The sequence below is a fragment of the Flavobacterium sp. K77 genome (assembly GCF_021608205.1).
Taxonomy (GTDB): Bacteria; Bacteroidota; Bacteroidia; order Flavobacteriales; family Flavobacteriaceae; genus Flavobacterium; species Flavobacterium turcicum.
The window spans coordinates 50,810-64,155 of sequence record NZ_JAKIHO010000005.1; the positions used below are offsets into that span (position 1 = coordinate 50,810).

Genomic DNA, 13,346 nt, shown 5'->3' on the forward strand with positions numbered 1-13,346 from the left:
TACTTTTATTTTGAATTGAGTACAAATATCACTATTCTGTTTAGTTAAAAAAACAGAAACTGATTATTAAGAACTATTACATCTTAGCTTTTTTCTATGAACTTAAGATTGTGTTTTGTGTTTACTTTGCTTTGAGCGTCTCTGTGATTTCATTCATTTTTTGAACTTTTTCCTCAAAATTCCCTTTCAGTGTTTTGCGATATTCATTCAAGTTTTCGACCATTTTATTAATATCGTCTGGAATAATTTCTTCAAAAAACTCTCGCAGTCGTTTGGCTGTAGTGGGTGATTTTCCGTTGGTTGAAATGGCAATTTTCACATTTCCTTTGGTTACAATTCCGCCCAAATAATAATCACATAAAGGCGGCGTATCAGCAATGTTGCAAATCAAATATCTTTTTCGGGACAAATCATAAATCCTCTTGTTGACTTTCAAATCATCGGTGCAAGCAATCACCATGTGGCGTTTACGGAGCATCCAGCGATTGAATTTTTTATAAGTCAACTTCACTGTTGGGTGACTTGCCGCCAAGGTTTCTAACTCCGGCAAAAACCAAGGTGCTACTACCTCAACATTGGCATTGGGACTGGATTTCAACAGAAACGATAGTTTTTCTAAACCCACATTTCCGCCGCCCACAATGAGCACATTGAGGTTGTGTAATTTTAAAAAAATTGGATATAATTCGTTTCTTTCCACTGTTATTTCAATTCTTTGGCTATGAATTCTTCGTAAAAGCCTTTTAATTTATTGCTTTCTTTAACCACCTCGCCAATGACGATAATGGCAGGTGAACTTAATTGTTGTTGCGCCACCACTTGCTCAATGGTGTTGATGGTTCCAACCCCAATTTTCTCTTGAGGAGTGGTTCCGTTTTGAATAATAGCAACCGGTGTTTCACCTTTAGATTCTTTTTGGAACAAATCGATAATCTGAGTGAGTTTGCTCATTCCCATTAAAACAACTACTGTTGCTGATGATTGTGCAGCCAAAGCCACATCATTTGACAATTTTCGATCAGAAGTTGTGCCCGTAATTACCCAAAAACTTTCAGAAACGCCTCTTTTGGTCAATGAAATCCCTTGATAAGCCGGAACAGCAATCGAGGATGAAATTCCAGGCACCACCGATGTAGATATGCCAAAACTTTCTATAAAGTCAATTTCTTCACTTCCACGGCCAAAAATAAATGGATCGCCTCCTTTTAAGCGAACTACATGTCCGTACGTTAAGGCATTATCTACAATCAATTGGTTGATTTGGTCTTGCGAATATTCATGACAGCCTTTGCGTTTGCCTACAAAAATCTTAATGGATTTTTTGGGAGCATACGTCAAAATCTCCTCGTTGGCCAAGGCGTCGTACAATACCACATCCGCTTCTGCTAATGCTTTGGCACCTTTGATCGTTAGTAAATCGGGATCACCAGGACCCGCACCAACTAGTGTTACGATGGGTTGTTTCTTTTTAAGCATCAGCTAAGTCTTTATTTCTATACGCTTCGATGGCATCAAAAAACACAATGGCATCTTGAATGTACTTTTTAGCAAATTCAGCAGAAGGTTCATTTTGATTGATTTGATATACCAATTCTCGTAAAGAAGATTGCAATTGAATTGTATTTGTAGCCACAAAAACGGTATCAAACAAATCGATTATTCCCGCTTGGTGGTTTGTTTTTTGGTTTTCAGCCAGTAATAATGCTTTGGCTCCGTTGACAAATCCGGCGTACGCCAAATAAATAGCATCAGACCATTTTGCATCTTCATAAGCTTCTTGAGCAAAAGTCAATTTTTCTTTCGCTTCAAATAATAAAGTAGCTACCAAGTCAATTACAACTCCCGCACATTCTCCTACCCCAACTGCTTTTACATAATTATCTGCATTTCCCCAGTCAACAAAATCAGCTTCGGTAAGATTGGTTACATCGGCTAACGGTTTCAAAAATTCGTAGAAATATTTTTCGCCTTGAGCGTCATAATAATTCAAGAAGGATTGTCCGTTTGCATTGGCTTCGAAATCATTTAAAATCAAACGCAAAGCATCTGGTCCTCTTCGGCTCGGAATTTTGATTACTTTATCAGAGAATCTTCCGTTTCCATTTCCTAAATTTCCACCGCCTAACAAAACTTGCAAGGCTGGAGCTACTAATTTACCAGCATTGATTGACATTCCTTGAAATCCAATTTCGGCCATATTGTGTTGCCCGCAAGCGTTCATACAACCACTAATTTTAATAGTAATTTCACGGTTGTTGCTGTACTGCGGATATTCAGTAGTTAAAACACGTTCTAACTCTACCGCAATTCCGGTACTGCTCGCAATTCCTAAGTTACACGTATCCGTACCCGGACAAGCTGTAATATCAGCAATCGTGTTGTAGCCTGTGGTTACAAAATCTAATTTGGCTAGTTCTTGGTAAAAGAAAGGAAGGTTTTCCTCTTTTACGTGACGAATTAAAATATCTTGACGCAACGTAAAACGCAATTCGTTTGCTGCATAATTTTTGATCAAATGCGCTAATGCTCTAGCTTTATCAGTATAAAAATCGCCTAATTGTACTTTGATTCCGATGGCCACATAACCCGCTTGTTTTTGCGGAATTACATTTGATTTTTTCCACGCTTCAAAAGCTGCTGTATCTTCAATTTCGACTTTTGGAACTTCTAATAATGGCGCTGCAATAGCTCCTTCAAAAGCAGTGGTGTCAATTTCAACAGTTTGGTGAGACAAGGCTTTTTTCTCTTCGTCTACCAATCGTAAAAATTCGTCTTTCCCTATTTCTTTCAACAAAAATTTCAAACGTGCTTTTAAACGTTTGGCTCTTTCGCCGTAGCGGTCAAAAATTCTTAAAATCCCTTCTGTAGTAGGAATGATTTGATTAGCCGGAATAAACTCTGTAAGCAATTCAGCATGACTCGGTTGCGAACCTAATCCTCCACCTAACATTACTTTGAAACCTTTTATACCGTCTACAATTTTTGGAATAAAACCCAAATCGTGTAAATAACTCAAACCCGTATCTTTATCTGATGATGAGAACGACATTTTGAATTTGCGTCCCATTTCTTGGCAAACCGGATTTCTCAAGAAAAACTGAAACATCGCATGCGCATACGGAGACACATCAAAAGGTTCCTCTGGATCAATTCCTGCTGTTTCGCTTGCGGTAATATTTCGAACTGTGTTTCCACAAGCTTCTCTTAGGGTAACATCGTCTTTTTCTAACTCAGCCCAAAGTTGCGGTGTTCGATCTAAACTCACGTAATGAATTTGGATATCTTGACGCGTTGTAATGTGCAAACGCCCTGTTGAATACTCATCAGAAACTTTTGTGATGCGCACGAGTTGCTCGCTAGTTACTTTACCAAAAGGCAATTTGATACGAATCATTTGCACGCCTTCTTGACGCTGCCCGTAAACACCACGTGCTAATCGCAGACTACGAAAACGCTCGTCGTCAATTTTTCCATCACGGAATAAAGCAATTTTTCTTTCTAAATCGATTATGTCTTTTTGAACAATCGGATCTTCAATTTCGGTTCTAAAACTTTCCATAAGCCCCACCCCAGCCCTCCCCAAAAGGGAGGTAGCCGAGTATATTATTTAGTTAATAATTTGTTTTATTTTATCATTATTCCCACTAATTCCCCCTTTGGGGGTTAGGGGGCCTATTTTATAAATCCTACTCCTGCTGTTGTGTTGGTTGTAGCATCAATTAAGATGAAAGCTCCGTTTGATTTATTATCGTTGTACGCATCAAAATAAATGGCTTTGCTTAACTTAATATTCACTTCGCCAATTTCGTTGATGGCAAGTTGAGAGGCTTCTGTTGTTCCTGAGAAGTCAGTTGCAATCACATTTTTCACACTGTCAATCTTAGCCAAAACTCTGTTAGTATTGTGTTGTACAAAATATTTAGCACCAGGAACTAACTTTTTACTGTCCATCCAGCATACGGTGGTGTTGATGTCTTTCTCTACTTTTGGCAATTCAGATGATTTTACAATCATATCGCCTCTAGTTACGTTGATATCATTTTCTAATTCGATGGTGATTGAAGAGCCCACAGTTGCTTCCTCAAATTGCTTGTCAAAAAAGTGAATATTTGTCACCACTGATTCTGTTAAAGAAGGCAGCACCGTTACCGCATCACCCACTTTGATATTATTCCCATACAGTTTTCCGGCATAGCCTCTAAAATCGTGGTATTCTTCTGTTTTTGGTCGGATAACGGTTTGAACAGGGAACCGCGCTTTACCTTTTTCGTACACATCAGCTGGTTCTAAAGCTTCCAGATGCTCCAGAATGGTTTGTCCTTGATACCAAGGCATTCCTCCTAATGATTCTACTACATTGTCACCTGTCAAAGCACTTAACGGAATGTAACTCACGTTTTGTTCTTTGAAAGTACTTTTAGCATTTAAGGCTTCAAAATCCGCTTTGATTTTATTAAAAACTTCTTCCGAATAATCCACCAAATCCATTTTGTTGATCGCAACAATAACTTCTTTTACTCTCAATAAATTATTGATGAAAAAGTGGCGGTAGGTTTGCTCAATTACACCTTTACGAGCATCAATTAAAATGATCGATACTTGCGAAGTAGAAGCTCCTGTAACCATGTTTCGCGTATACTCAACGTGACCAGGAGTATCAGCAATGATGTAACTTTTTTTGGCTGTCGAAAAATATATATGCGCCACATCAATGGTAATTCCTTGTTCTCTTTCGGCCACTAAACCGTCCGTAGCCAAAGAAAAATCCAAATAATCATAACCTTTTTGCTTGCTGCTTTTTTCTATTGCTTCTAATTTATCTGTTGTCAACGATTGCGTATCATACAATAACCTCCCAATCAAGGTACTCTTACCGTCATCTACACTTCCTGCTGTTGCTATCTTTAAAACTTCCATTCTACTATTTTTGTTTTAGGTTTAAAGTTTCAAGTTTTAAAAACTACACACCTTAAATCTTTTAATTTTCAAATCCTTAAATTTTTCAATTGGTATTCTAAAAATATCCTTGTTGTTTTCTTTTTTCCATCGCTGCTTCCGAACGTTTGTCGTCAATTCTAGCGCCTCTTTCTGAAATTGTTGAAGATCTAATTTCGCCCACTACTTCAGAGATTGTTGCTGCGTAAGAATCAACTGCTGCGGTACAACTCATGTCACCTACCGTTCTAAAACGAACAATACGTTCCACGATTTCTTCGTTTTCTTCTTGGTAAACAAATGGAGAGTGAGACCAAATCATTCCATCACGTAAGAATACTTTACGCTTGTGCGAAAAATAAATCGATGGAATTTCAATTTGCTCTTGTTCGATATAACTCCACACATCTAGCTCGGTCCAGTTCGAAATTGGAAAAACGCGTACGTTTTGACCGTTCTCTATTTTTCCGTTCAACAAATCGAATAATTCCGGACGCTGATTTTTTTCGTCCCATTGACCAAAATCATCACGAACCGAAAAAATACGTTCTTTAGCTCTGGCTTTTTCCTCGTCACGACGCGCTCCACCGATACACGCATCAAATTTAAATTCTTCGATAGCATCTAAAAGTGTTGTGGTTTGCAAGCTGTTTCTACTTGAATATTTTCCGGTTTCTTCAACCACTTTTCCTTGGTCAATAGCGTCTTGTACATTGCGCACGATTAGTTCTAATCCTAGTTCCGCAACCAATTTATCTCTGAACTCAATGGTTTCCGGAAAATTATGACCTGTGTCTACGTGCAACAATGGGAACGGAATCTTAGCTGGAAAAAAAGCTTTTTGAGCCAAGCGAACTAACGTAATTGAATCTTTTCCGCCCGAAAAAAGCAAAACCGGTTTGTCAAACTGAGAAATTACCTCTCTGAAAATGTATATCGCTTCGCTTTCTAAAGCGTTTGTTTTTAATACTGAACTCATTATTTTTAGTTTAAGAGTTTAAAGTTTAAAGTTGAAGGTTGTTGTGACCTCGACGAAAATCTTACCACTATTATTTTTTTTTCTATTCTCTTTATTCTACTTTCTTTATTCTATTTTTGGTGCAATCCGCATTCTTTATGACTGGATTCCCACCACCATCGTCCGGCTCTGATGTCTTCATCTGGAGTGATGGCTCTTGTACAAGGTGCACAACCTATGCTTACAAATCCTTTTTTGTGTAATGCATTTTGTGGTACATTATTTTTTTCTAAATACTCTTCTACTTCTTTCAAAGTCCATTTTAAGAGTGGATTGAATTTGATAATTTCAAAATGTGCATCGTATTCAAATAGTGCCAAATCATTTCTGTTTTCGGATTGCTCTGCTCTTAAGCCTGTAATCCAGACCGAATTTCCTTTTAAAGCTTTCCGCAAAGGCACTACTTTACGAATGGAGCAACATTCTTTCCTATTCTCAACTGATTCGTAGAAACTATTAGGTCCTTTAGTTTCCAGTAAATTTTCTACTGCTGTTGCCTCGGGAAAAAATACTTTAATATTTTGATTGTATTTCTTTTGAGTTTTATGAAAAACATCATACGTTTCTTGAAACAATCGACCTGTGTCCAATGTGAAAATTTGAATTTCAGCACCACTATTGGCAATCATTGCTGTAATTACTTGGTCTTCTTGACCAAAAGAGGTCGAAAAAACCACTTTATCCTTATACTCTTTGGCTAAAAAACTAAAAACAGTTTCAATGTTCCAGTCTTTTGTTTTTTCAAGCAGTTCTTTTGCTATGGTTGTACTCATGAATTTTTATTTAAAAATCTATTACCCTATAGGTTTAATAGATTACTTTGCAAAAGTACTATTTATTTGGAAGTTACAAAACTTTATACCCAAAAAAACAAGCAAGGCTTATTCATTTTTCTACTATAGCGATTTCGTTCAAAAGTAAGTCCCAGGATAATTAAATAATTTTAAACCACTTCAGAATTAAAAAGTTAAATCATGATTTATTGGGCAAAATTTAAAACTCTACTTTATCTATAGGATTATTATAAAATAGTTTTACTTTTGTAAAAAATTAAAATAAATGGATTTTCAAATAGGTTTTGTTATTGCCGGTCTCATAGTTGGATTTATAGTAGGATTAACCGGTGTGGGTGGTGGCTCTTTGATGACTCCCATTTTACTCTGGTTTGGAATTCCACCTACCACTGCTGTTGGTACTGATTTACTGTATGCAGCCTTTACCAAAATGGGCGGCATATTTGTGCATCACAAGAAAAAAAATATCGATTGGAGTATTACCGCTTGGTTATCTTTAGGAAGTGTGCCTGCAGCCTTGTTGACCTTATGGATTTTAAACAGCATTAAAACTGACATTTCAGCGATCAATAGCGTAATCAAATGCAGTTTGGGTTGGGCTTTGCTTTTCACTTCAGTTGCCATCATTTTTAAGAAAAAACTAATGGTAATTGCTCAAAAATATTCAGGTGACAAATTTCATCGTGAAAGTAAAACTCAAAATGCTCTTACCGTAGCTATTGGAGTTTTACTTGGCCTTACTGTAACGCTAACTTCAATTGGCGCAGGCGCTTTAGGTACTGTAACGCTGTTTTTCCTCTTCCCTTTACTACCAACACCTAAATTAGTTGGAACAGAGATTGCACACGCTGTGCCTTTAACATTAGTTGCGGGCTTAGGACACGCCTCTATGGGTAATTTAGATCTAATATTACTTGGTCAATTACTGATGGGATCGCTACCAGGTATTTTTATAGGAAGTCTTTTGAGTGGCAAAGTTCCCGATTTATTACTACGAAATGCAATTGCAATTATGTTATTTTTTGTGGGCTATAATTTGATTTTCTAAATCCAATACAACTGCATAAAAAAATCCCTTTCAGCCTCAAGGTCCTGAAAGGGATTTTCTTATTTCCGCTATTGTTCACTAAATAATTATTTTATACTTAGAAGAAAAAACTGCAACAGAAGAATTAATTTCGAATATCAATCTTTTTATTCCAATTTTACCCCGTTAGAAAGCAATGTCAGCCAGTGAATTATTTTCTAAAATCATCAATGTATTATCACGCACTTCGGTCATTAATTTGCGAACAGCGCAAGTAGCTTCATCCGTGCAATCGTCACAAGGCTCGTAAAAATTATGACTGGCACACGGCAATAAGGCAATTGGCCCTTCCAGAATACGATACACTTTGGCCATGCTAATGTCCTTCGGTTCTTTAATCAAATAATAACCGCCACCTTTTCCTTTTTTGGCTCCCAGAAAACCGGAATGGCGTAACAACAATAAAATACTCTCTAAAAATTTGAGCGAGATATTTTCAGATTGTGCAATATCTGCAATCGCAACAGGCGTTTGGTCTTCTCGGCGCGCCAAAAAGGTCAAAGCTTTGATACCGTATTTTGTTTTTTTTGAGAGCATTTTACTGTTTTAGAATTGTATAAAAAAGATTAGCGTGTATGAAACATTGCTTTGTTTGAACCAAAACTACAATCTAAAATCGTTAATCCCAAATCTATCAGTTACGAAAGCGCCTGCTCCAAATCGGCAATTACATCAGTTACGGTTTCTAAACCTACAGAAACACGCACTAATCCATCGGTAATACTTACCGCCAAACGTTCTTCGACAGATAATTTACTATGCGTCGTTGAGGCTGGATGCGTAACAATAGTTCTGGTATCTCCTAAATTTGGCGAAAGCGAACACAATTTAATTTTATCCAAGAAGGCTCTTCCGGCTTCTAATCCTCCTTTTATTTCAAAAGCAACAATATTGCCGCCCAGCTTCATCTGCTTTTGTGCAATTTCATATTGAGGATGCGATTTCAAAAACGGGTATTTTACTTTATTCACCTGAGGATGATTCTCTAAAAACTCCGCTACTTTTAAGGCATTTTCGCAATGTCTGTCCAATCGAATGGCTAAGGTTTCTAAACTTTTTGATAACACCCACGCATTAAAAGGCGATAAAGAAGGTCCTGTAAGTCGGGAAAACAAATAGATTTTCTGAATCAAGTCGGCATCGCCAACGGTTATTCCGCCCAAAACGCGACCTTGACCGTCCATTAATTTAGTAGCAGAATGCACCACTAAATGCGCTCCCCATTTAATTGGTTGTTGCAAATAAGGCGTTGCGAAACAATTATCAATTATTAAAATTAAATTATGCTTTTTGGCAATATTTCCAAGCAATTCCAAATCAATGATATCAACCGCAGGATTGGTTGGTGACTCTGCGAATAGAATTTTTGTATCAGGCGTAATTAAACCTTCAATAGTCTCGGGTTGATTGATGTCAAAATACGAGGTTTGAATGTTCCATTTTGGAAAATAATTAATAAACAACGAATGCGTGGCACCAAAAACACTGCTCGAAGAAACAATATGATCCCCTGAACTTAATAGAGCAGCCATAGTAGAATAAACCGCAGCCATCCCTGAAGCAAAGGCAAAACCAGCAGCGGCACCTTCCATGGCGCATACTTTGCTAATAAATTCGTTGTTGTTTGGGTTGCTGTATCGGCTGTAAATATTCCTGTCTTTTTCTTCGGCGAAAGATGCACGCATGTCTTCGGCATCTTCAAATACAAAACTAGACGTGAGGTACAAAGGCACCGAATGTTCTAAATATTGTGTTCTTTCTAACTGATTGCGTATGGCTTGGGTTTCGAAACCAAAATTATCATTTTCCATAAATAAGCCCCCTAACCCCCAAAAGGGGGAATTGTGTTGGGGTCGATTTGTTTGTTATTAATTGAATACTTATCTCAAAACTAAAAGTTACTTGTTCCCCCTTCGGGGGTTAGGGGGCTTCCGTTCAAAACTACCTTGTAATGTATGGTTGCTGTTGGTTCTAATGTTTTGGAAACCGAACAGTATTTTTCAAATGAAAGTTGTGCAGCTTTTGCGGCTTTGTCCTCCTTGATATCACCTTCTAAATAAAACACCACATGGATGTTTTTAAATGGTTTTGCTTCTCCTACCTGAACTCTTTCGCCTTCAACCTCAGCTTTGAAAGACGTGATTTCTTGACGTTGTTTTTTCAAAATTGAAATCATATCAATTGCGCTACATCCCGCAACTCCCATCAATACTAATTCCATCGGACTGGCGCCCATATCATTTCCACCATATTCCGGACGGCTGTCTACATTTACCAGATGCCCTCTTTCGTTTTTTAATTCGAAATGGAAATTGTCGTTTACTCTGTTTAATGTTATTTTCATCTTATTATAAATTTTACTTATCCTCAACTCCCCTCTTACAAAAGGAATAAAACAGAAGAATTATTATCATTCCTTATTTTGCAATTGCTTGTAAATTACCTTTTTCCAGGACAACTACACTACTTTCCATATCAATATTCGTAGCGCCTGACAATAATAAATAAATACCTCCCAACCAGATTAAAATCAGAAGTACTTGAATATATTTTTTAATATTTTCATATAGTAATGTTAAAAGTGAACCCATCATTGTAGCATTCCATAAAATTGAAAATATCAGAACAAAAACTATAGAGCCATTTATATTAGGTATTATAACAGACTCATTCTTATCATTAGGATTAACGTAAACCATAATTGTTTTACTTTCTCGTAGTTTCCTAAATAAATCCTGATGATCTTCAAAATTATTCATACTATAGCCAAAAGCTAAATTCCCACCTAAATATTTTTTTGAATTAAATACATAGGAATACTTTACAATAAGTTCATATAATTCTGTTCCTTTTGAAGTTTTAGTTGAATCAATATAAACTTGCTCAACATTTGCAGCTGTTTGAGTCCAATCTTTAGCTTCTTGGATTTTGATTATATTTTTTAAACTAAAAAATAAAGTAATGAGACCAATGCCTAAAAATGGAATTATCAACAAAGATTTCCAACCATTTTTCACTACAAGCTCTTTAATTCTCATTATTCTGATTTACAATTAAATCCTTATATTTTTTTGTGATTTTTCAAAATCAATCAACTTAACCTTTATCAGACAATCTTAAAATATCACCAAAAACACCTCTTGCCGTTACTGCTGATCCTGCGCCAGCACCTTGAATTACAATTGGTCGGTCTCCATACGATTCAGTGTAAATTTCGAAGAAAGAATCCGAACCTTTCAATCCGCCCAATGCCGTATCTGATGGCACCGAAACTAATTTTACTTCGAGATTTCCTTTGTCATTTTGCAAATCTCCAGATAATTCTCCAATGTAACGCAACACGTGATTCGGCTTTTGATCGGCTTTTATTTTTGCATAAATAGGATCAAACTCCGTCAATTTATTCAAAAACTCTCCCGCATCTCCACTACGCAAATGTTCTGGAATTAAATTTTGAATCGCAATTTCTTCAAACTCATTTTGCAAGTCTAATTCTCTAGCCAAAATCAACAATTTTCGCCCTACATCATTTCCGCATAAATCCTCTCTTGGATCTGGCTCGGTATATCCGTTATCGATGGCTTCTTTTAAAATTTCGCTAAACGGTACATCTTTAGCCGAAAAATTATTGAATAAATAACTCAATGTTCCCGAGAAAACGCCTTTAATCTTTGTGATATTTTCGCCAGAAAGGTGCAACAATTTAATAGTATCAATCAACGGTAATCCTGCTCCAACATTGGTTTCATAAAGATACGTCTTTTGGTTTTCTGATAGAACTTTTCTCAATTTTTTATAAAAATTATAACTTAACGTATTGGCCACTTTGTTTGACGAAATCAAATCGAAACTATTTTCTACTAACGAAATATAATTCGTAACAAAATCAGCACTTGCCGTGTTATCGATCGCTATCAAATTCTCTAAATGATGCTCATTTGCGTAGGCAATCACATCATCAATAGTATATGAGAATCCGTTGGTTTGAATTTCGTTTTTCCAGTTAGGTGTCACGCCGTTTTTATTCAAAAGTACATTTTTAGAATTGGCAATGGCAAATACATTCAACTTAATGTCTTTTCTTTTTTCGATGGCTGCTGCCGATTCTAAAATTTGATTAATCAAGGTACCGCCCACCAAACCATGACCAAAAACAGCGATATTTATTTTCTTGGCTACGCCAAAAATCTCTCCGTGAATCACATTCAAGGCTTTATGTAATTGTGATTTTTTAACAACCAAACTCACATTCTTACCAGTCACTGTATTATTGAAGAGAATTGGAACAATTTTGTTCTTGATTAAAGCCGTGTAAGGTTTGTGAAACGTGCTTAAATCCTGCCCAATAATAGAGATGACAGCTACATCATCAGCCACGGTTATTTTATTGACATCTTTCGAATAGAAATCATTTTCGAATTCCTTTTCCAATTCAATCATGGCAGTAGTAGCTTTATCAGCAGCCACAACCAAACCTATTCCGCGCTCTGATGAACCCTGCGAAATTATGCTCACACTGATATTATTGTCGCCCATTACTCTAAAAATTCGAGCATCTACACCTGTTTTACCAAGCAACCCTCTTCCTTCTAGGTTGACCAAAGCCACATTTTCAAGAACCGAAAGCGTTTTAATTCCTTCCTTATTAGAATTGGAAGTAATTAAAGTTCCTTTATTTTCATGATTGAAAGTATTTAAAATACGTAGTGGAATGTTTTTTTCTAATAACGGAATGATGGTTTTGGCGTGCAAAATAGTTGCTCCAAAATTAGCAATCTCATTCGCCTCATTAAACGATAGGTGATCAATTTTCTTAGCATCGACAACTAAATCAGGATTGGCAGTATAAATACCGTCAACGTGTGTGTAATTTTGTAATTCGTCGGCATTTAAATAATTCGCAATCAACGAAGCAGTGTAATTACTACCGTTTCTTCCTAACGTAGTAGTGTCATTATTAGTGGTAGAACCAATAAAACCTGTGATTACACTTACTGTATTTTCGGTATTTTGCTTAAAAAAAGCAACCACATTTTTCTTCGAAAGTTGTTCTAAGGGTTGTGCATCACCAAATTTAGCATCGGTTTTTATCAATTCACGCGTATCGGTAAAACGAGCATGAATTCCTTTTTCCAGAAGGATCGCCGTCAGTAATTTTGCCGAAAGCAATTCGCCTTTAGACAAAATTTGGTCTTTGATTTTTTTGCTGTAATCCCCAATCAGACTTACACCTTCGAACAATTTTTCTAAAACAGTAAACTCTTCAGACAAATCAACAGCATCATAAACATCTTGCTGGTAGGTTTTAAAATCTTCAAAAAGTGGCTTGTAATCTCCGTTTTGAGAAGCAATAGTTAAAATTTGTTCCAACTCATCCGTTGCATTGCCTCGTGCAGAAACTACAATCGCAATTTCTTCTCCTTGATTTACTTTTTCTGTTATTATGGCAATAACTTTATTTAATCCGTCACCGTTTGATAACGATTTACCTCCAAATTTTAATATTTTCATT

General features: G+C 36.5%; 12 protein-coding genes. 1 reads left to right on the forward strand and 11 read right to left on the reverse strand.

The window, feature by feature from the left end; all coding sequences use genetic code 11:
• Positions 1-121: 121 nt before the first annotated feature.
• The 6 genes from L1S34_RS10285 to L1S34_RS10310 form a co-directional block, all read right to left on the reverse strand.
• Positions 122-700 carry a precorrin-2 dehydrogenase/sirohydrochlorin ferrochelatase family protein gene (locus L1S34_RS10285; RefSeq protein WP_166136126.1) on the reverse strand — a complete coding sequence of 193 codons (579 nt, stop codon included), beginning with the start codon at positions 698-700 and terminating at the stop codon, positions 122-124.
• A 2-nt stretch (positions 701-702) separates the two neighbouring features.
• Positions 703-1,476: a uroporphyrinogen-III C-methyltransferase gene (cobA, locus tag L1S34_RS10290; protein WP_236363954.1), complete on the reverse strand. Its 774-nt coding sequence runs from the start codon at positions 1,474-1,476 to the stop codon at positions 703-705.
• The gene (locus L1S34_RS10295) at positions 1,469-3,559 is read right to left on the reverse strand and encodes a nitrite reductase (RefSeq protein WP_236363955.1); all 2,091 of its coding nucleotides are present in this window, start codon (positions 3,557-3,559) and stop codon (positions 1,469-1,471) included. Before L1S34_RS10295 ends, cobA begins: the two co-directional genes overlap by 8 nt.
• Positions 3,560-3,672: 113 nt before the next feature.
• Positions 3,673-4,917: a sulfate adenylyltransferase subunit 1 gene (locus L1S34_RS10300; protein WP_236363956.1), complete on the reverse strand. Its 1,245-nt coding sequence runs from the start codon at positions 4,915-4,917 to the stop codon at positions 3,673-3,675.
• Between the two features lie 97 nt (positions 4,918-5,014).
• Positions 5,015-5,914, reverse strand: a complete 900-nt coding sequence (gene cysD / locus L1S34_RS10305; RefSeq protein ID WP_086453338.1) for a sulfate adenylyltransferase subunit CysD — start codon at positions 5,912-5,914, stop codon at positions 5,015-5,017.
• Positions 5,915-6,024: 110 nt separating this feature from the next.
• Positions 6,025-6,726 (reverse strand): phosphoadenylyl-sulfate reductase, encoded by a 702-nt coding sequence (locus tag L1S34_RS10310; protein WP_236363957.1) that lies wholly within the window; start codon positions 6,724-6,726, stop codon positions 6,025-6,027.
• A 286-nt stretch (positions 6,727-7,012) separates the two neighbouring features.
• On the opposite strand from L1S34_RS10310, the gene L1S34_RS10315 reads away from it, so the two are divergent.
• Entirely contained in the window at positions 7,013-7,795 is a 783-nt protein-coding gene (locus tag L1S34_RS10315) for a sulfite exporter TauE/SafE family protein (protein WP_236363958.1), read from the forward strand.
• A 165-nt stretch (positions 7,796-7,960) separates the two neighbouring features.
• Here L1S34_RS10315 and L1S34_RS10320 read toward each other — a convergent pair whose 3' ends face one another.
• The 5 genes from L1S34_RS10320 to thrA form a co-directional block, all read right to left on the reverse strand.
• A complete protein-coding gene (locus tag L1S34_RS10320) occupies positions 7,961-8,371 on the reverse strand; it encodes an RrF2 family transcriptional regulator (RefSeq protein WP_210790824.1) in 411 nt (136 codons plus the stop codon).
• Between the two features lie 101 nt (positions 8,372-8,472).
• Positions 8,473-9,645: a trans-sulfuration enzyme family protein gene (locus tag L1S34_RS10325; protein WP_236363959.1), complete on the reverse strand. Its 1,173-nt coding sequence runs from the start codon at positions 9,643-9,645 to the stop codon at positions 8,473-8,475.
• Between the two features lie 80 nt (positions 9,646-9,725).
• The gene (locus tag L1S34_RS10330) at positions 9,726-10,178 is read right to left on the reverse strand and encodes an OsmC family protein (protein WP_236363960.1); all 453 of its coding nucleotides are present in this window, start codon (positions 10,176-10,178) and stop codon (positions 9,726-9,728) included.
• Between the two features lie 73 nt (positions 10,179-10,251).
• Positions 10,252-10,872: a DUF3592 domain-containing protein gene (locus L1S34_RS10335; protein ID WP_236363961.1), complete on the reverse strand. Its 621-nt coding sequence runs from the start codon at positions 10,870-10,872 to the stop codon at positions 10,252-10,254.
• A 58-nt stretch (positions 10,873-10,930) separates the two neighbouring features.
• Positions 10,931-13,345 carry a bifunctional aspartate kinase/homoserine dehydrogenase I gene (gene thrA / locus L1S34_RS10340; RefSeq protein WP_236363962.1) on the reverse strand — a complete coding sequence of 805 codons (2,415 nt, stop codon included), beginning with the start codon at positions 13,343-13,345 and terminating at the stop codon, positions 10,931-10,933.
• Position 13,346: the final 1 nt, after the last annotated feature.